Below are 15,680 nucleotides of genomic sequence, written 5' to 3' on the forward strand. Positions count from 1 at the left end.
CTCTCTCTTATTGAGGAATCTCGGCTGCTCTGCCGGAAGGTTTGTGGCTTTGCTGCATTAGTTTGGTTGTGTCCATGCGGCGGGAGTGGGTTTGGCTTGCTCCTTTAAGAAGCAACTCAACATCAGCTCTGGCGTTATCACCCTGCTGTTGCTGGAATTGTCCTAACACTTTCAACATCTCTCTAACCTCCTTCTGCTTATCTAGATCTACTGAAGCGATTATCTCGGCGATCTTGGCATTAGAGAGTTGAATATCTGCTTGAGCTTTCATTGCATCAACCTGAATGCGTTGTTCATCATTCATGGCTTTCTGCAAATCTGCCTGACCAGTTAACAATGCACCCTGTGCCAGCTTGTCTTCCGGGCTTGGTTCTTTCGGTTGCTGCTGAGCCTCTGCAACCATCTGCTCCTCTTCAGGGGTTTCAGGTTTCTTGAGTCCCATCATGACGAGTTGCTTGTTGGCGTACTCGCGCATCATCTCAACACCTTTGCCGTCCAGCAGAGTGAAGTATTGAAGCAGCAACATTTGATACTCTGGAGTACCTGGCTGAACCTTGCCCATCAGGTCAAGAATTTCTGCCCGGTTCTGACTCTTCATGCTTTGGAATGATGGGCCAGTGTCGGTGTAAGTTTCGTAGCGCCCACGAACATCGTTAAGCGTCACCACTTGCCCTGTTTGATAATCGACAACCTGATTGAGGACTTCGACATCCTTCTCAGTGCCATCTGGCATGGTCATCATCACCTGACGAGGAACGTCATAGATGTCGTTGACCATTGAGGCGTAAATCTCACCATCACGTCTCATCGCTGTAGATAAGTTGTCAAGGAAGACATAAGTCTCCATGTCTGAGCGTGCGTTGAGTTGATTTATTGTGTCGAACGCTACTTGACTACCTGCGGCCTCGGTATCCACACCAAGACTGGCTACCTCTTTCACTGCTGCGGTAGCGGCCTCAAGCATGTATGCATTAGCCTGTGGTACTTCTGGATTATCGATATAAGCAAGAGGCTGTGCTGGTAAATCACCGCTGTTCTCATCAGTGCGGTTCATCAGGTAATACGGATACTCATCTTCTGAGTTGTACATGTGCTCGTAGCCAGCGATTTGCTCAGCCCAGAAGATAGGTTTCTTGCGTGGGGATCGGGCAACTATGTCAGCATTGAAGCTCATAATCATGTTGCGTAAGCGCTGACCGTCTTTAGCTAGGCGCACAACACCCTCATAAACTTCTTTATCGCCAACGAATGACCACTCACCGAATACCGGAACAATAGGAAGATGCTGACCGGCGATATCAATCGGGCCTTTCAGTAATGCTGAGTTGGTAACCAGGTATTTATATACTCGGCGACGCGTTATCTTCTTCTCACCAACCTTGATATAACCAGCTTCGGCTAGGTCATCAATAACGTCTTTGATATCTCGCTTGTAATAGCTGACCATCTGCCCGGTAATAGGTTGCTCGTAGATGAACACCCGTTCTTTCTCTTCTTTTACTTCATAGTGTTCACCGACATAAACGACATCTTTGTTTGTCCAGGTGAATACCCAATCAGTGTCGGGGTTTTGAAAGTCTGGGTAGTTTTCCGGGTCAATCCCTTCCTCTTCAGCGAATGCCTCCCACCCCTCAATGCTCATTGCGTTAATTAGCGTAACGTGGCGGGCGTCGGACTTGTCCATCATCTTGCTGTTGCAGTCCCATATCACATGGGTACATGCCTCATGAATCGGAACGCGGCGGATCACCTGGTTATTACTGGTCGGGTCTTGATCTTCGTAGTCGGTAACCAGCCGCCACGCTGCGACACCACACTCAAGCTGCTCACGTACTGCTACGTTAACGGCAATCTTCGCTGAGTTGTGACGCATATCAGTGCGATACATCCCCATAAGGATGTCAGCGGCATCAGGTGAGGCTCCATCCTTTGGCTTATACATCACTTCAATTGGATTCTGGCGCATCTCTGCAACCAGCTTACGAACCACAGGGCGCACAATGTCGAACTGTCCGCGATACTGCAGCGTTGTGTAATTAGATAACCAGTCATCCCATTGCGACACACGACTAAAGAATAAATCGTTAGCCGCTTCAGTCCGCGCCTCATCGCTTGCTGTCCAATCCCGATCAAAGGAGGTCAGGATCGCCAGCAATTTATTATCATCGGCCATCATCTGCCTCTTCGTTGAATTGGTTTAATCGGTGCGGGGAGTTTTTTCTCTTTGGGCTTTTTAATATCGCGCATCTGCTTAGCAAAGCGGCGCATCATGTATGCATACCGAACAGCATCAAGGACGTCATCGTTGGTCTTTGCTATCTGTCCGTTTTCATTGCGGTGATACATGCGGAATTCTTCGAAGAAATCAGAACATGTGCTAAATACTTTTAGTTTCCCATCAAGCATTAAATCACGTATTTTCTGAATTCCGGGTTCGACTCTATTATCCCCATCGGGCCACGTTGCATGAGATGGGAGCATCTTGAAACCTTCATCAGCATACTGAACCTTCAGCTGCTGACCGCCACCTTTCTCATGCTGATTTCCGTCATGAGGCCAAGCTACTGGAATATTCTGAGCCCAAGGCTTAACTATTCTCCAAGCCTCATCGGCTTTCTTCCCTCTCGCCTTCCATACATGAGATATGTAGATAGTTTCAGTATCCCTGTCCTCCCAAAGCTGTATGTGTGCCTGTGGGTGATCCCAGCCAAAGTCCTGACCGTTGATTACAAAAAAGTGGTCTGGACACTCAAATGGAGGACAGGTAATGGAATCATCAGACATTTCATAAATTCGCCCATGTCCAAGCATAGGAATACCTTTAGTACGCATATCTCGCTGATGTGACGGATATGACGCAAGTAAGTCAGCTTTAACTTTCTCATTAAGATGAGGCGCATCATCCCAACCTACATTCATACAGACTTGAGCGCTTGAAGGTGTGTCCATGAATTGAATGACAAGTTCTGTGCGCCCATTTTCTGGCGTAAACGTTAGTATTCCTCGCCCACCACGCCCCTTATCGCCGGTAGCTGTACGGGTTAATACTTGTGGGTAAATATTAGGATCTTTAGGTTCCTCATCGACGTGAAACCAGTCAACGCTATCCCCCATCAATGCATGTTGGCCCTGAGAATATGACCAGAACTGAATCTTAGATAAATCGCCTGACTTGTGCTTGATGTAAACCGATCGAATGGCGTTGGGAGTCCCAGCCATTGGCTCAACACCAACAATAAGATTACCGGGTATTAAGCCGCCTTCCCATCCGTTATCTGTTTTTCTGCCAATCAGCGGCGTTTGTAGTAAATCTCGACACTTCTCACCGGAGTATCCAAGCACCCAGATAAGCGGGGCATGGTCAAACCTGTAACCTTCCCAGCCGTCTGGGTAGTCGCCCATGGCATGAATAGCATCGATATATGTTGCGGTATCTGTCTTGCCAACTCGGTTAGCTGCAATTAGTGCGACTTGAGAGTATTCAGCAGTGTTGGCTATAAACTTCCGTTGCCATGCGTATCGAGTTGAGTAGTAATTTCGATACCTATAAACTTCTGATCGTCTGTTTTTCTCTTCAATTAACCGTATTAACTCAAGCTTCTGCTCCCGAGTCATTGATGAGAGCTTTTCCATTTGTCAGCTCCCTGATGCGCCGGTCAAGTTCTTCGTCAGTTTTATCAACGATTGTCTGACTGACTTCTTTCTTGTCCGCCAAACCCAGATCGCGCGCAATAATATTTGCATTAAGCAAGTCAGCGGCTGCCCCAGCAAACTTCTGAGAATAAATAACAGATTCCACTTGTGTGACGACCCCTAAAAAATCTTTATTTGCTCGATAGTTCCGCCATGTATCATCACTAACATCAAGAAATAGGCATAGCCCGGCAAGAGTCATAGCTCGCATCTTTGCAATTTTTTCTTGCGTAACCTCGCCCTGATATGCGAACGCTTTCATCTCCCATAATGGGTTAGCTTCCACCCATTCGAAATATTCACAACAGGCCGCCCAGAGAGCATCAGCCGATTCAAACTTCGGGTTGCGCCCATGACTACTGCGGGCCTCCCAGAATCGGTTACCCTTTGGTGCTGCCATCTCTCTATCCTCGTTAACTCATTATCCAGCCCACTCAGCGAATAGGCTGTGTAATTGGTTATGCAGTAACACCTGAAGCCTTCACAGCAGCCAGCAATGCGTTGTACTTAGCCGATAACGTGGCGAAGTCGTTCTTGATGGCAGTGATAGCTGCGTTAGTAGATGTCAGTGATGCGGCCGTGGCGTCAGTTGTTGCCGCGGTAGCGGCCGGAACTGCTGCTACAGTGTTACCGCCTGATGTGCCACCAGATGAGTCAGTGATGGCAACAATAGCTGTTTGCTGCAGTACGCCACCGCGATCGGTTGATGTCGGTACCTTGTTACCGGCCATTGCTGTAGTTACGGTTGTGCCAATCACTGGTGCAAACGTAGAAGGCTTTCCGGTGATGTCTGCCCAGGCCGCCCCGGTGCCATTTTTGGTGTACACTGCTTCAAACGCTGACTTGCTCATGTAGAACATCGGGCCACCGGTACGACTCACTAGGTAACCTGTAGCCACCGGCCGGTATTGCTGCATGAAATCGTCGGTAACAGTCACTACCGGGAAGCTGTTCGTTGGTTTGATTTCACCGTAACCGGTATCCAACTGCTTAACCGAGGTGATATCAATGGCATTAACAATCTCATTGTTGCCCGTATAAGCTGGCCAGTTGTTATTCATGATTACCTCAATTGAATTTAGTCGAATAGTGATAGCGCCTCTTGGCACTCTTTGATTGCTTTCTCTGTTCTGGATACAAGACCAGATTCATTAGCAGCGAGTGCGTATTGGTCTTTGAATAACTCTTGCTTAAGCGGGTCGTCGTTGATGAAGTCGATAGCTTTCTGTGCCGCTGCGGTATCTTTCATTACCAAGCGGAGAATTTCTAATCGACTGGTTTGTATTTGGGTAAGTCCGGTTTGTTCAGACATGATTGTCTCCGTTTGGTGGCGTGATTGCAGCCAATAAAAAAGGCCGCCTAAGCGACCTTGAGGTTGTTAATTGCAGTAAGGACACGGCTTAGAATTAGCTAGAAGCCACATCATTCCTGCCCCGCTAGGTATAGAAAATCCATCAAGGCCAATAATTCCAAGAGAACCACACATGTCACATGCTACAGCTTTTCTTTGAGCCTTAGGGGTAGCCGTTGAATTTAACTTAGAAACTCCATTCAACTGAGTAGATAAAGCCGCATTGATAAGTTGATTTATCACTTTCATTTCCACCTTGTCTTCACATGCCAAAACATTATCACAGGCACTCGTAAATGCCTGCTGTAATGTCAGCTATTCTTTGTTCGCGGCTGTGCCACTCCTCTCGGCGTTGCTACACCACTTACGGCTTACCCGTCAGCAAGATGTGGATCACCTCTTTAGGGCTGCACAATCTGGTTATCACCTTGTCGGGTTGATTCTATTTTCCGAATGCTTGCCTTATCTGCGTTGCACTGCTCTATCACTGTCAACAAGGTGTCATTCAGCAATAGGCTGTTACCCCAAGTTAATATCTCGGGTATCTCTGGAGGGATGCAGTCAGAAAGTAAGCTTGCTGGTATCGGTACCTGTGGCACCTGAACGTATTTGATTTGCGTGCTTCCGCAGGAGGTCAGCAGCGGTAGCAGGAACAGGCCGAACAGCACACTCATCCCCCGCAATGTCTTTTTTAATCGCAGCAGCTCGCACCTCACCATTATTGCTAATGCGGTTTTTTTCATGCTCGTTGGCCTTGGCGATATCGTTGAACAGACGAACTGTCGTGGTGTAATTTCCTAGCGTGAATTGAGCTTCATTCCTTTCACCGGTTACCGTGGTGATGGTTTTATCCTTCTCAACAGATTGCCCGTAGTAGTGAAAAGCTAACCAGGCCAATCCAGTGAAGATGGCTATCAGGACAGCGGCGAGCATTGCCGTTACACGATTCATGCGGGATATTCTTTATGTGGTAGCTGGAAGTGAGGCCCATCTTTCAGTGTCTTCCAATCACCACCCCACTCAATAGGAACGCCAACTTCTTTGGCGGCCTGTTTGAATGCGGCAGATATTTGCTCGTAGTATTTCCATTCCCATGATCCGCTTGCGGTTGGGTAAGCAAACACATCGATAGCGTGACCGGTAATATGTCGGCTATTCATGGTTTGGCTGGCACCATTGGCTACCAGTTCTTTTTGTCGGGCAACAGTTCGAAGCCCCTCAGTTACACCAAAATCAACAGGTGATAACTCCAGAGCGCGGCGAACTACTTTCACTAATGCCGGGTTAACGCCTTTCAAGTTGTTTTCACTGCGCTGACTAAATTTATTGGTTTGCATTGCCCGCCCCTGTCTTGTTGCCAACGATGCGCTTAAGCACCGAACCGATATAGTCAGTTCCGAGGTAGCCGATAAATACACTCGATACCATTGCCCAGCCTTGGTCGATACTGAGCAATACAAAGATGTCTTTCAGGAACCAGGCAATGATTGAACACATCGCAGCATCGAGCATTCGCTGCGTTCGGCCGCCACCTGCGTACCATCCACGCAGCAAAGCCATAATCGCAGCAACCAAGGCGCTTAATAGCTCACCCCTGTGTTCTGCAATCCATAGTCCTATCACCGTCCATACATCCGGGGAGTTGTGCATTTTCATATCCTGCCTCCCCATTGGGGAAATTAACCCCGGCGTATGTCGGGTTCATATGCTGTTGTGTAGGGAATAGCCCTGCCGCCGTGATCCATTCAGACACGGAGTTTGTTTGAGGGTTATTGGCGCTGGCGGCGGGCTAAATTATTTAAGCGAGGCTTTACGCTTCAACATCTGCGCAATGCTCATGTCTTGGAACAAAATTTCAATCTCAAGCTTTTCAGCTAAAGCATATTCAGCCCGAGCACCTGCGCTTGATTGCCAACCATCCAGCATGTAAATAGCATCGGCGCGTTGTAGCATTGCCATGCAAATGCACATGTAGTCAGGTTGAGATAATCCGTCAGGGAGAATTGCTGGGTTCAATGGGATGTGACCAGATGCCGATATCTCTTTGGCTACCGCATTGAATGCAGAGCGATTGAAATTAGGCAAGCCAGTCATGGGGCCAGCGATATAAGTTTTCATTGTTCTGGCTCCGGAAATAAAAAAGGCCACGCAATAGCGCAGCCCAAGATTGGCAACCATTCAGAGGAATGGCTCGATATGGTTATCCGTGATGATTTCATAACGGATAATAAAATTGATAACGGATTAGCACATTCGGCTGGGTACTGTTTCACAACGATTGGATTAACCAATCCAGTACCCATGCGAATGTAGAAAGCAAAAAGGCCGCCTTAGCGACCTTGATAGTGATATTCGTACTGCCACTTTTGAGGCGATAACCAAACCTTCTCTAGCTTGTAGATAAGTACGTCGACTGTCGCCTTTGGGTTTACATCCCTTTCCACCGGCGCGGTTAAAGGTTCAAGCTTAGGATGCATATTTATGTATGGCATCGGATGGCTTCCCACAGTGACCAATTCACCGTCGTACTGACCGCCTACAATCATTATCTCCATATACAACCTCGTCTAGTTTCTCGTCATGGTTCGCTATGGCAGGCAGTGACGATACCGCTTTTCGATTGGCCTATCTAGCCATAGCTAACAAAAAAGCCCCGGCGATTAACCGAGGCTTCTTTGTTTTGGTGACTTAACTACACCACCGCTCTTCGCCTTTGACGTCCGAGCATAGCTACTTTTGCACAGTTCGGCGTCGCGTTCAAGAGATTTCGTGAAAATATTTTCTATTTATGCTGCCATCTGTAGTTTTTCATTCTCCATTTCTATCTGCATCGCAGCAAAAAGTAAGTCTTCTGCTGCATTTTCTGCCCACCTAACTCTCCGGCGTGATGATTCCAACTCCATGCCCGTTAGCTCTGTTAGCTTCTCAGAGATAACTTGCGGTACTTTGCAATCAAGATAATGTCTAATTACTACTTCACGCAGGGGGCTGCGAGTTGATAATGTTTTATTAATTATCTTTTCTACAAATTCAGCGTCATCTTGTTCTTTGGCGAGAGAGATGGCGCTGGATCCTGAACTGTTTGGCAGAAATATTTCTTTAACCTTTCGGATTAAATCATTACCCATATAGCCTTGGTTAAGTAGGTTTGTGAAAATTACCTTTATCCGCTCACCCTGCTCTGAATTCCACTCATTGCACCACATCATTCTTCCTATAATGTTTCCAGCGCTACTGGTTGGCCCCTCCTTTCCACGATACTTTGCCCCCCAGTTCATGAGCATGTATCTAGTCCATGTCTGCTGGAGAGGTGTTATTTTCTTGGCACCTTTGGCCCACACACGCCTTAGTTGAGTTTTGCGCTCGAATCCAGCCAGCTCAATTAACTTTTTATCGTCACTCATACCGACCTCTTCCTGCCAGTTGTCCCAACCATCAGCCGACCATTAACAATGGCGTGGTGCTCACCCTTTGAGTCATTGGCATGCTTCTTTACCGTTGAGCGCTGAGTATTTAGCTGGGCCGCCACAGTTGATTGGTTGCCATAAGCGGCGATAAGTAACTCTGGAATGGTTTTGATATCTGCGTTCACGCTGCCTCCTGAAGTTTTTTAAGCTCACGTAATTTCGCTCTGTACAGCGCTCTGATGCCGTCGAGTTCTTCGCGGGTGTATCGGTGAGGGGTGTTGTTGTTTTCGAGCGCCTCAACGCGCTGAGTGCCGATTTTCTTTACAAGATTGATGCGGTACGGCGTGATATTTCCTGATTGATGGGTATTACATGCACTGCATTGTTTATTTATATTGTCCTCGTCGTAACGAATCTGTGATGCCTTGGCTATCGTTCTGAAGTGCCCTGCATGCCATTCATATGCTTGATATGTGCCGCAGCTAATACACGGTTCGTCAACGTCACGACCTTTGGTGATATAGTCGTTAATCGCTCGCTGCGTCATGTCCTCCCAGTGCTTAATCGGCTTCAACTTAGCCTTGCGCTCTCGCCATGCCTTTCTGTCCTCCAATGCCTTATCAGCCGCTTTCTTTTCAGATTGCTGCTTTTGGTAGAGGTAGGCACAGTGACCACAGCAGACTATTTGGAGGGAGTTTCGAGGGGTGAACTTGGTGGGGCAGACTTTGCACTTCTTTTGCTTGGGTGGTTTATTCTTTGGCTTGCCGGTTATCATCGACTTCCTCCTTCGCTGCTTTATCAATGCATTTCTGATGAGCGTAGGTTTCACCCTTGTTAAGCATCAGGAAGCAGAAGATACATATTGATTGGGGGAGTTCAGGCATGGCTGCTTCCCCTCTCTTTCATCATCAGGAATACAATCATTGCCAGCCGTAGCGGACTCTCTGGATGATTGCGCCAGTCGCTATGTTTATTTTCACGCCAATCACTGGCAGTCCATGAGATGCCGTCATAATCAATGCCAATACCATGCTCGAGCATTATGGGATATGCGTCGGTGGGGTTTTTACATGGGTCAAATCTGCGTCCGTTGGCGTTGCGGATTACCATATCGAATACAGGCTCGGTATTCGTCGCTTCGCCGGTTAACTCTCCGACAGCCTTGTTAATCTCAAAATTACTCATTGCTGAATAGTCTTTCATCGCGTTCTCCTTACTCTGTCGAATTTTGCGCGCAGCAATACGCATATGTGGTCATATGTGGGTATTTCGCTGGCGGTGATTGGGGGTTTAGGCTTGGTTCGAGAGGTCTTGCGGAATATCAGGTTATCTAGTGCTATCTGTGTAGGGCTACACTGTCGTTTCATTCATGCCGCCTTCCTGATTTATACAGGAAAATCCAATAGGGCCATGTAAGTCCCATGCATATAGCCATTGCATATCCAGAGAAGGTTTCTTCACGACCGTAAATGTCATGAGCCCATTCAGATACAACGCCAGCCATCCAGAAATAAGCTGCGACTAATATCAGAGTAATCATGCTGCCACCTTCCCCTTGTCACCGAACCGGTTGGCCCACTCCACTTCTCGCTTGGCATCATCGCTAAACTTCACGTTATGCTCAGTGCCGAACCAGTACGCTGCCTCAATAATTTCTACCATCTCGCTCTTTCTCATCTGGCTTGTACGATGACCAAAGCGAACATAGCCACCTGTAATGCCCGGTGCCTGTCTGCGTTCCTGATTCTTGGTTTCTGCTACAAGGTCAGTGATTAAGTCCTTCCAGTCCTCTTTGCTGTACTTCTCGCCATGCCAGAAAACTTGTTCGGCAATGTCAGTAAGCAGCGGCCACATTTTGTTATTCTGTGGAAGGCTTCGCTTGGGTTCCTGGATGATTACTTCTTTGGGGGATTTGAAATCGAGCGGTATGTTTCTGATGGCTGCTATTGCGTTTTGTCTGATGCTTTCGTTTAGAAGTAAATACTTCTGTTTATCCATTTGCCTTCCCCGGCGCGGCGGCTAGCATGGCCGCATAAATATTATCGAATTGAACGCAGAAAATAGTATCGTCGTCCAAGTCATAGACCACGTCATCGCATTCCATTGCCGCTGCCATCATTTCCGCTGTTGGATTGATGGGGGTTAGTTTCCAACCTTCAGGTATCTCCGGAGAGTTCAACTGTGGGGTGGCTACTATTGGCTTTTGGCAATCTCTTAAAAGCTCAATCGTGTTACCCAGCAAAATTGCCCTATTTGTTGCGCCAGTAGTCGGAACTTCAAGGTTTAAAATCCACTTCAATATTTTTTCTAATGCTGTTATTTCTCCAGAAATATCAGGATATATATTACCGGGTAAACCTTCAGCCCTCTTTGCAGCTAACGCGATTCTGGCTAGGGCTGCTACTTGCTTATGTGATGCAGGGAGGATGAGTAAACTTTCGTCTAACACCGCTAACTCTTCTAGTCTCTCTACAGTGAAACTATCTAATTCTTTCATGGCTTTACCTTATGTTTAGATTGCAATGCATCCATCAACGAGTTGTTACGCTGTTTTAGTTCGCAAATAATGCAGAGCTGAATAACTCCTTCCCCTTCATTCCAGTTGCGATTATTTAATTTCTGCCCGCACCGTAAATCACTACCGTTTGGGTTGAGATGAACACCACAACCAATTTTTTCATTTTTCCCGAATATCATTCACTCTCTCCCTTGATTCATTGATAATCCCATTCAATATCTGCATTATCATCAAAGTTGATTCTGATAACCCCAAATCCACCGCACGAATGACAAACAACTGCATCACCATCATAAAAAACATTATCAATGTCACTATCTGTGTGTACCGTCTTTTTAATACCGTTACATTGATAGCAGTCGGTCATTTTTGTAGTGTCTACGCTATGCATATAATTTCCTCTTTAAGACTTTTCATTACCCTTGATTCGAATACCGGCAGTGCGGAGGATTTTCCCGCATTCAAAAATACAATCGTTCCAAATACCCTCTCTCATCATCGCTTCGTACATAGTCATGTCGGGGTATTTTTCTGACTCTATATCTGCTGATTTTCGAGGCGGCAACTCCACCTCGATGCTTTCACGCCCGGCTTGATATGCCTTTTGAACTGCATTTTTAAATGTTTCAGGTGAAAGTGTGAGACTACTGGCGGGAACGATAAATTCCGATTTAAGCCAAGCTTCAAAGTCAGACTGCGATTTAGTTATGTCCATCATGCAGCCCTCGACCGGTAGCTATCCCACGTAAACGCCAGCGTACAACCGCCACCATCATTCATCCGATCAATCACTCGCTCACCGATAAAGGCGCTGAGTTCGTCTTTCGGAAGGTTGCTTATCAGGATGGTTGGCCGCATTTTTTCGTAGCGGGTATTGATGATTTCAAACAGGATTAACTTTTCAGACTCAGACCCAAACTGAACACCAACTTCATCGATGATCAGCAGATCAGGACTGGTGTACGCCTCGATAACTTCCTGCTCAGTAACTTCAGCGTTCTTGCCCCATGATGACTTAAATTTTCGGGCTACCCGCAGAGCTGTAGTGAACAGTGCTGAGCTTTGGTGTTCGGTGATGACGTGCTTTGCAATTGCCAAAGCAAGGTGATTCTTACCAGTGCCCGGCTTACCGGTCATAACCATTCCTCCGCCCTGCTTCAGGCGCTCTCTCCACTTGGACGCATAGGCTTTGCAAACATGCAGACAGCGAGCCGCCTCGTCGTTCTGGGGGTGATAGTTTTCCAGCGTGGCACTAGCGAACCGGTCTGGCAGTTGTAGGTCTGCCATCAGTCGCTTGATGTTTGCCTGTTTAACTCGGACATCCTCACCAGCCTGTTTTTCTTTCAGTGACTGAAGCTTTTCCATCAGGCAGGACGGGCAGGATGTTTTTGTCTGCAAGCTGCCTAAAGCTTTCATGGAGCGAACAAGTTGCTGAAATTCCCCATGGGTATCACAAACGGCTTGGCGATATTCGAATACCGTTCCCTCGATAACCGCCGCTGGTTTCTTGATGTTTTCCAGAGAGGTTTCAAGCTTAGCAATCTCTTCTACGTAACTAAGCATAATCATTCCTCCATCCAGCCCGGCGCGTCAGTCACACCGTAGTTCTTGGCTGAAAAATTATCGGCGGTAGCGCGGGCCGGGGTGGTAACAGGCTTGTTTTGATAAGCCTTAGTCCGTCCACTGTATTTCGCGGAATTGCGAATCCATGTGCGAAGTGCTGCGTCCCAGTTTTTGAATGTTGAACCTTTTGCCTCATGGTGATCGCAGAAAGCATCAAATTCGCTTTGCAGGTTAACGCCCATCTCAGCCGCCATTTTTAAATGGCCTTCTGATGGTGAAAACCCGGCTGGTCGCTGAGTGGATTTCGATGTCTTTTCGGAAGGGGATTTCTTTGTCTCGGGTAATATCTTTTTAATGTCTTTATTGTCTTTTGTATTATTGTCTTTTGTGTTTAACAGATTCTGTAAAGTCGGATTTACTGATTCCGTAAAGGTTTTCTTTACAGATTCTGTAAAGTTTACAGTTTCAGTAAAGGGTTTACAGATACCGTTAAACTTCGTCTTCCAAGATGATATTTCCTTGTTGATTCCCACCTGTCTGCCGGCCATCGTCAGGATGTTCATTTTGACGAGCTTATTGCGTTCCGTGCTGCACCGCGTTTCAGGTAGGCCAGTTAGTTCTGACAACTGGGAATTCCCCACCCAGTCAGCCGATTTGTTATAGCCGTATGTCTTGCGAATGACCGCCAGAGTGATCAGGAGTTGATTCTGAGTTAACCCAGAGCCTATGACCGCCTCAAGTAGTTCGTTAGCGATACGGGTATAACCGTTTTCGGTATCCACCACACGTCGCTCCTGCCCCCCTGATTCAGAGGGAAATTGAAGTATCTCCGCTGTATTCATTTGGCCTCCATGCCTTGGTCACCTTTGAAAACAAGCTGACCATTCATAATCGCATTCTTAATCGCTTTGAATTCCCACGCAAAATACTGTGACTCCACATATACCCGCAATTCTCTATAGTCGTGGGACTTGCGCTTAATGAACGCTTCGGCTGCTTCTCTGGTGAAATGGCTGTTAACGTATTCCCATTCCCATGCGTAACCGGTGACGGTGTGATCTTCCAAATCCTCAAGAACTAACCACTGTTCGAAAGTTGATAGGTCGGTGAAATACTTACTGGTTTCATCGCGGGATTTTTTATTCAAATCGGTGCGTGAGTCCTCATCCAGATCAGCCCAAAACTCCAGCGGGGAAAACCATTCGTAATCATCAAGAAAGATCATCAGGTCAGATGCATAATCACGGTCTATGCCGCTAACAAGGCGCTTGTTCTGGACGATGAAAAGGGCATCAGCTGTGCAATGATCGTGAACGCCCTCTCCTTCACTGTGATATTTAAGGCGGGTAAGGAAATCTTCCCATGTTTCAGCGGTAAGCTGATCACCCGTTGCAAGGCTTGGCGCTGGCTTTACAGCATCGGTTGGTAATGTCATAATTACTCCTGTGAATTGATCCAGTTAAAAGTTCATAGTGAATTGTTCAGAGTCCCCACCTAGCCGTGGGGATTTTTGTTTTGCGAGCAACAACGCCACTGACTTAGCCAGCCTTGCCATCTCGTCATCGACTACCCCCCATTCCAAAACAGCCAGAAGCATTGATATCTTCGGAATGAAGCTTTCTTTCCAGCGTGATATCTGTGATTTATCCACGCCTACAGCGTCAGCAATGTCAGTGACGCCTCGTAATGCAATCTTGTTCAGTAGTTGGCTCTCAATGATTCGAGCCTTGTTGCGTGTACTTGCACGTTCCATGCGTAATACTTCCCTTGTGGTTTAGATGTTGTTACGTGACAAAGCTGTGAGCTTGTCACTTTGGTAGCCCCAGACTTTCCGGGGTGAGGTCAGTAGTGTTAAAGAGCGGTAGTGCTTAAGCTGCTTTGTCTGATGAATCGCCGTACATGAGCCAGTGGGGATCACAACCAAGTGCTTTTGCTATCTCAAGCAAGAACCGAGGACGCTTTGTTACACCGGCTTCGATTTGTTGTAGCGACTGCTGCTTAATGCCGGTTTTCTCTGCCAATTCGACTTGGGTTAGATTTAACTCGGCGCGTTTTTTCTTAATACGTTCTGAAATCGAATCCGTTTTCATTTTTGCCTCCACAGTTTTATCTGTATTTAACGACAGTTTTGTATGTTTGTCAATTACAGGAATTACTGTGAGAATCACACCAAACGGAGAGGGTGAGATATGAGCCTTGCAGATAGAGTTAAATCTCGACGATTGGAGCTTGGTCTTAGTCAGGATCAGGCTGCCGAGCTTGCGAAAATAAGACAGCAGTCATGGGGGGCTATCGAAGATGGCTCAACAAAAAAGCCTCGCAACATTGTAGGCATTGCAAAGGCCTTACAGTGCGACCCTGCTTGGCTCATGGAAGGCGGAGTGTTTAAAACTATGGCAGACGTGGGAACAAGGAAGATCCCGTTGATAAGCTACGTGCAGGCGGGAGCGCTGGCGCAGAACGCACAGATACTAAGTGAGATGGGCGAATTCGAATATGTATTGACCGACATGGATTGGTCAGAGAATACTTTTGCATTAAAGATTGAGGGCGACTCAATGCAGCCTGAGTTCAAGGCTGGTGATGTCATTGTTGTTGATCCAGAGATAGAGCCATGCCCTGGTGAATTCGTTGTTGCCAAGAATGGCGACTACGAAGCCACTTTTAAGAAATACAGGCCACAGGCCGTTGGAATTGATGGGGAGCCGGTTTTTGAATTGGTGCCACTAAACCCAGATTACCCAACAATAAGATCAGACTTGGTTCCAGTTACAATAATTGGGACGATGGTAGAGCACCGAATTTACCGCCGTAAAAGATAATTTACCCAACTTCTTACCCAACCCAGCCTCTGTGCTGGGTTTTTTATTGCCCAAATCCCGTTAAATCACTTTTTCACAGTTATTTTAAAAATAAATCACCTTAAAAAACAGGCGTGTATGTTCAATCTAAATATAAATACAGTTTTATCTGTTGACGATAATACAGTTTTGTCTGTATATTTTAATCCATCAACACGGCAGGACGCCGACGCAGTACGACAGGAAGTGCTCTTTAACATTGACGGATTTCTCCCGGATAGTCTGGGAGACCAAAGAGAAGTTGGCTTTGGCTTGGTGAGTGCACAGTGATGATGTGCAGCCTATGC

The 15,680-nt window shown here is 46.9% G+C and carries 28 protein-coding genes; 2 read left to right on the forward strand and 26 right to left on the reverse strand.

Translation table 11 applies throughout. The annotated features are described in order from the left end of the window. Positions 1-7 precede the first annotated feature (7 nt). From FTB31_RS15720 to FTB31_RS15740, 5 genes are read right to left on the reverse strand one after another with little or no spacing between them, the layout of a single operon-like run. Positions 8-2,173, reverse strand: a complete 2,166-nt coding sequence (locus FTB31_RS15720) for a portal protein (protein WP_227731547.1) — start codon at positions 2,171-2,173, stop codon at positions 8-10. Beyond that, on the reverse strand, positions 2,173-3,633 hold the full coding sequence (locus FTB31_RS15725) for a phage terminase large subunit family protein (protein WP_123767276.1): 1,461 nt from the start codon (positions 3,631-3,633) through the stop codon (positions 2,173-2,175). Before FTB31_RS15725 ends, FTB31_RS15720 begins: the two co-directional genes overlap by 1 nt. Beyond that, positions 3,593-4,093, reverse strand: coding sequence for a DNA-packaging protein (locus FTB31_RS15730; protein ID WP_227731548.1), 501 nt, complete (start codon positions 4,091-4,093; stop codon positions 3,593-3,595). Before FTB31_RS15730 ends, FTB31_RS15725 begins: the two co-directional genes overlap by 41 nt. A gap of 58 nt (positions 4,094-4,151) precedes the next feature. Next, positions 4,152-4,754 carry a hypothetical protein gene (locus FTB31_RS15735; RefSeq protein ID WP_049606326.1) on the reverse strand — a complete coding sequence of 201 codons (603 nt, stop codon included), beginning with the start codon at positions 4,752-4,754 and terminating at the stop codon, positions 4,152-4,154. 17 nt (positions 4,755-4,771) lie between these two features. Continuing rightward, entirely contained in the window at positions 4,772-5,005 is a 234-nt protein-coding gene (locus FTB31_RS15740; RefSeq protein ID WP_227731549.1) for a DUF2560 family protein, read from the reverse strand. A 335-nt stretch (positions 5,006-5,340) separates the two neighbouring features. Between FTB31_RS15740 and FTB31_RS15745 the strand changes: the two genes are divergently transcribed. Next, positions 5,341-5,484: a hypothetical protein gene (locus FTB31_RS15745; RefSeq protein WP_227731589.1), complete on the forward strand. Its 144-nt coding sequence runs from the start codon at positions 5,341-5,343 to the stop codon at positions 5,482-5,484. Here FTB31_RS15745 and lysC read toward each other — a convergent pair. The 21 genes from lysC to FTB31_RS15840 all read right to left on the reverse strand — a co-directional run bounded on the left by lysC (position 5,446) and on the right by FTB31_RS15840 (position 14,622). Beyond that, positions 5,446-5,718: an Rz1-like lysis system protein LysC gene (gene lysC, locus FTB31_RS21645; RefSeq protein WP_227731550.1), complete on the reverse strand. Its 273-nt coding sequence runs from the start codon at positions 5,716-5,718 to the stop codon at positions 5,446-5,448. The two genes, FTB31_RS15745 and lysC, sit on opposite strands and share 39 nt — an antisense overlap. Next, positions 5,606-5,995: an exotoxin gene (locus FTB31_RS15755; RefSeq protein WP_227731551.1), complete on the reverse strand. Its 390-nt coding sequence runs from the start codon at positions 5,993-5,995 to the stop codon at positions 5,606-5,608. Before FTB31_RS15755 ends, lysC begins: the two co-directional genes overlap by 113 nt. Continuing rightward, positions 5,992-6,381 (reverse strand): M15 family metallopeptidase, encoded by a 390-nt coding sequence (locus FTB31_RS15760; RefSeq protein WP_227731552.1) that lies wholly within the window; start codon positions 6,379-6,381, stop codon positions 5,992-5,994. The genes FTB31_RS15755 and FTB31_RS15760 overlap by 4 nt, the downstream gene beginning before the upstream one ends. After that, positions 6,368-6,700 carry a phage holin, lambda family gene (locus tag FTB31_RS15765; protein WP_057643656.1) on the reverse strand — a complete coding sequence of 111 codons (333 nt, stop codon included), beginning with the start codon at positions 6,698-6,700 and terminating at the stop codon, positions 6,368-6,370. Before FTB31_RS15765 ends, FTB31_RS15760 begins: the two co-directional genes overlap by 14 nt. A 138-nt stretch (positions 6,701-6,838) precedes the next feature. Then, on the reverse strand, positions 6,839-7,162 hold the full coding sequence (locus FTB31_RS15770; protein ID WP_227731553.1) for a DUF4406 domain-containing protein: 324 nt from the start codon (positions 7,160-7,162) through the stop codon (positions 6,839-6,841). A 668-nt stretch (positions 7,163-7,830) separates the two neighbouring features. Beyond that, positions 7,831-8,448, reverse strand: coding sequence for a hypothetical protein (locus tag FTB31_RS15775; protein WP_227731554.1), 618 nt, complete (start codon positions 8,446-8,448; stop codon positions 7,831-7,833). Further along, positions 8,445-8,636 (reverse strand): phage NinH family protein, encoded by a 192-nt coding sequence (locus FTB31_RS15780; RefSeq protein WP_227731555.1) that lies wholly within the window; start codon positions 8,634-8,636, stop codon positions 8,445-8,447. Before FTB31_RS15780 ends, FTB31_RS15775 begins: the two co-directional genes overlap by 4 nt. Next, positions 8,633-9,226 (reverse strand): recombination protein NinG, encoded by a 594-nt coding sequence (locus FTB31_RS15785; protein ID WP_227731556.1) that lies wholly within the window; start codon positions 9,224-9,226, stop codon positions 8,633-8,635. The genes FTB31_RS15780 and FTB31_RS15785 overlap by 4 nt, the downstream gene beginning before the upstream one ends. Next, on the reverse strand, positions 9,201-9,335 hold the full coding sequence (locus FTB31_RS21495; RefSeq protein ID WP_265102186.1) for a hypothetical protein: 135 nt from the start codon (positions 9,333-9,335) through the stop codon (positions 9,201-9,203). Before FTB31_RS21495 ends, FTB31_RS15785 begins: the two co-directional genes overlap by 26 nt. After that, positions 9,328-9,654, reverse strand: coding sequence for a phage protein NinX family protein (locus FTB31_RS15790; RefSeq protein ID WP_227731557.1), 327 nt, complete (start codon positions 9,652-9,654; stop codon positions 9,328-9,330). Before FTB31_RS15790 ends, FTB31_RS21495 begins: the two co-directional genes overlap by 8 nt. Positions 9,655-9,801: 147 nt before the next feature. Continuing rightward, positions 9,802-9,927: a hypothetical protein gene (locus tag FTB31_RS21500; protein WP_265102187.1), complete on the reverse strand. Its 126-nt coding sequence runs from the start codon at positions 9,925-9,927 to the stop codon at positions 9,802-9,804. A 60-nt stretch (positions 9,928-9,987) separates the two neighbouring features. After that, entirely contained in the window at positions 9,988-10,449 is a 462-nt protein-coding gene (locus FTB31_RS15795) for a recombination protein NinB (protein ID WP_227731558.1), read from the reverse strand. Continuing rightward, positions 10,442-10,948 (reverse strand): hypothetical protein, encoded by a 507-nt coding sequence (locus tag FTB31_RS15800; RefSeq protein ID WP_227731559.1) that lies wholly within the window; start codon positions 10,946-10,948, stop codon positions 10,442-10,444. The genes FTB31_RS15795 and FTB31_RS15800 overlap by 8 nt, the downstream gene beginning before the upstream one ends. Then, positions 10,945-11,148, reverse strand: coding sequence for a hypothetical protein (locus FTB31_RS15805; protein WP_050077687.1), 204 nt, complete (start codon positions 11,146-11,148; stop codon positions 10,945-10,947). Before FTB31_RS15805 ends, FTB31_RS15800 begins: the two co-directional genes overlap by 4 nt. A gap of 17 nt (positions 11,149-11,165) precedes the next feature. Beyond that, positions 11,166-11,360 carry a hypothetical protein gene (locus tag FTB31_RS15810; RefSeq protein ID WP_145531831.1) on the reverse strand — a complete coding sequence of 65 codons (195 nt, stop codon included), beginning with the start codon at positions 11,358-11,360 and terminating at the stop codon, positions 11,166-11,168. 12 nt (positions 11,361-11,372) lie between these two features. After that, positions 11,373-11,684 (reverse strand): hypothetical protein, encoded by a 312-nt coding sequence (locus FTB31_RS15815; RefSeq protein ID WP_227731560.1) that lies wholly within the window; start codon positions 11,682-11,684, stop codon positions 11,373-11,375. Continuing rightward, a complete protein-coding gene (locus tag FTB31_RS15820) occupies positions 11,684-12,538 on the reverse strand; it encodes an ATP-binding protein (protein ID WP_050158267.1) in 855 nt (284 codons plus the stop codon). Before FTB31_RS15820 ends, FTB31_RS15815 begins: the two co-directional genes overlap by 1 nt. Further along, a complete protein-coding gene (locus FTB31_RS15825) occupies positions 12,535-13,374 on the reverse strand; it encodes a replication protein (protein ID WP_227731561.1) in 840 nt (279 codons plus the stop codon). Before FTB31_RS15825 ends, FTB31_RS15820 begins: the two co-directional genes overlap by 4 nt. Beyond that, on the reverse strand, positions 13,371-13,967 hold the full coding sequence (locus FTB31_RS15830; protein ID WP_227731562.1) for a hypothetical protein: 597 nt from the start codon (positions 13,965-13,967) through the stop codon (positions 13,371-13,373). The genes FTB31_RS15825 and FTB31_RS15830 overlap by 4 nt, the downstream gene beginning before the upstream one ends. 24 nt (positions 13,968-13,991) lie before the next feature. Next, a complete protein-coding gene (locus FTB31_RS15835) occupies positions 13,992-14,285 on the reverse strand; it encodes a CII family transcriptional regulator (protein WP_227731563.1) in 294 nt (97 codons plus the stop codon). A 115-nt stretch (positions 14,286-14,400) separates the two neighbouring features. Beyond that, complete coding sequence (locus FTB31_RS15840) at positions 14,401-14,622, reverse strand: helix-turn-helix domain-containing protein (RefSeq protein WP_049525568.1); 222 nt, start codon at positions 14,620-14,622, stop codon at positions 14,401-14,403. A 99-nt stretch (positions 14,623-14,721) separates the two neighbouring features. Here FTB31_RS15840 and FTB31_RS15845 point away from each other — a divergent pair, with 99 nt between their 5' ends. Continuing rightward, positions 14,722-15,354 carry a LexA family protein gene (locus FTB31_RS15845; RefSeq protein WP_049525567.1) on the forward strand — a complete coding sequence of 211 codons (633 nt, stop codon included), beginning with the start codon at positions 14,722-14,724 and terminating at the stop codon, positions 15,352-15,354. Positions 15,355-15,680: the final 326 nt, after the last annotated feature.

Origin of the sequence: Yersinia proxima, from assembly GCF_902170785.1 — a bacterium.
GTDB classification, from domain to species: domain Bacteria; phylum Pseudomonadota; class Gammaproteobacteria; order Enterobacterales; family Enterobacteriaceae; genus Yersinia; species Yersinia proxima.

Excerpts from the sequence above, each read along its gene's own strand:
- FTB31_RS15765 (WP_057643656.1), bottom strand. The coding sequence starts at position 6,700 with ATGAAAATGCACAACTCCCCGGATGTATGGACGGTGATAGGACTATGG.
- FTB31_RS15760 (WP_227731552.1), bottom strand. The coding sequence starts at position 6,381 with ATGCAAACCAATAAATTTAGTCAGCGCAGTGAAAACAACTTGAAAGGC.
- FTB31_RS15815 (WP_227731560.1), bottom strand. The coding sequence starts at position 11,684 with ATGGACATAACTAAATCGCAGTCTGACTTTGAAGCTTGGCTTAAATCG.
- FTB31_RS15730 (WP_227731548.1), bottom strand. The coding sequence starts at position 4,093 with ATGGCAGCACCAAAGGGTAACCGATTCTGGGAGGCCCGCAGTAGTCAT.
- FTB31_RS15785 (WP_227731556.1), bottom strand. The coding sequence starts at position 9,226 with ATGATAACCGGCAAGCCAAAGAATAAACCACCCAAGCAAAAGAAGTGC.
- FTB31_RS15725 (WP_123767276.1), bottom strand. The coding sequence starts at position 3,633 with ATGGAAAAGCTCTCATCAATGACTCGGGAGCAGAAGCTTGAGTTAATA.
- FTB31_RS15805 (WP_050077687.1), bottom strand. The coding sequence starts at position 11,148 with ATGATATTCGGGAAAAATGAAAAAATTGGTTGTGGTGTTCATCTCAAC.
- FTB31_RS15830 (WP_227731562.1), bottom strand. The coding sequence starts at position 13,967 with ATGACATTACCAACCGATGCTGTAAAGCCAGCGCCAAGCCTTGCAACG.
- FTB31_RS15810 (WP_145531831.1), bottom strand. The coding sequence starts at position 11,360 with ATGCATAGCGTAGACACTACAAAAATGACCGACTGCTATCAATGTAAC.
- FTB31_RS15775 (WP_227731554.1), bottom strand. The coding sequence starts at position 8,448 with ATGAGTGACGATAAAAAGTTAATTGAGCTGGCTGGATTCGAGCGCAAA.
- FTB31_RS15825 (WP_227731561.1), bottom strand. The coding sequence starts at position 13,374 with ATGAATACAGCGGAGATACTTCAATTTCCCTCTGAATCAGGGGGGCAG.
- FTB31_RS15800 (WP_227731559.1), bottom strand. The coding sequence starts at position 10,948 with ATGAAAGAATTAGATAGTTTCACTGTAGAGAGACTAGAAGAGTTAGCG.
- FTB31_RS15845 (WP_049525567.1), top strand. The coding sequence starts at position 14,722 with ATGAGCCTTGCAGATAGAGTTAAATCTCGACGATTGGAGCTTGGTCTT.
- FTB31_RS15770 (WP_227731553.1), bottom strand. The coding sequence starts at position 7,162 with ATGAAAACTTATATCGCTGGCCCCATGACTGGCTTGCCTAATTTCAAT.
- FTB31_RS15795 (WP_227731558.1), bottom strand. The coding sequence starts at position 10,449 with ATGGATAAACAGAAGTATTTACTTCTAAACGAAAGCATCAGACAAAAC.
- FTB31_RS15745 (WP_227731589.1), top strand. The coding sequence starts at position 5,341 with ATGCCTGCTGTAATGTCAGCTATTCTTTGTTCGCGGCTGTGCCACTCC.
- FTB31_RS15835 (WP_227731563.1), bottom strand. The coding sequence starts at position 14,285 with ATGGAACGTGCAAGTACACGCAACAAGGCTCGAATCATTGAGAGCCAA.
- FTB31_RS15840 (WP_049525568.1), bottom strand. The coding sequence starts at position 14,622 with ATGAAAACGGATTCGATTTCAGAACGTATTAAGAAAAAACGCGCCGAG.
- FTB31_RS21500 (WP_265102187.1), bottom strand. The coding sequence starts at position 9,927 with ATGACATTTACGGTCGTGAAGAAACCTTCTCTGGATATGCAATGGCTA.
- FTB31_RS15720 (WP_227731547.1), bottom strand. The coding sequence starts at position 2,173 with ATGGCCGATGATAATAAATTGCTGGCGATCCTGACCTCCTTTGATCGG.
- FTB31_RS15820 (WP_050158267.1), bottom strand. The coding sequence starts at position 12,538 with ATGATTATGCTTAGTTACGTAGAAGAGATTGCTAAGCTTGAAACCTCT.
- lysC (WP_227731550.1), bottom strand. The coding sequence starts at position 5,718 with ATGAGTGTGCTGTTCGGCCTGTTCCTGCTACCGCTGCTGACCTCCTGC.
- FTB31_RS15735 (WP_049606326.1), bottom strand. The coding sequence starts at position 4,754 with ATGAATAACAACTGGCCAGCTTATACGGGCAACAATGAGATTGTTAAT.
- FTB31_RS15755 (WP_227731551.1), bottom strand. The coding sequence starts at position 5,995 with ATGAATCGTGTAACGGCAATGCTCGCCGCTGTCCTGATAGCCATCTTC.
- FTB31_RS15790 (WP_227731557.1), bottom strand. The coding sequence starts at position 9,654 with ATGAAAGACTATTCAGCAATGAGTAATTTTGAGATTAACAAGGCTGTC.
- FTB31_RS15740 (WP_227731549.1), bottom strand. The coding sequence starts at position 5,005 with ATGTCTGAACAAACCGGACTTACCCAAATACAAACCAGTCGATTAGAA.
- FTB31_RS21495 (WP_265102186.1), bottom strand. The coding sequence starts at position 9,335 with ATGCCTGAACTCCCCCAATCAATATGTATCTTCTGCTTCCTGATGCTT.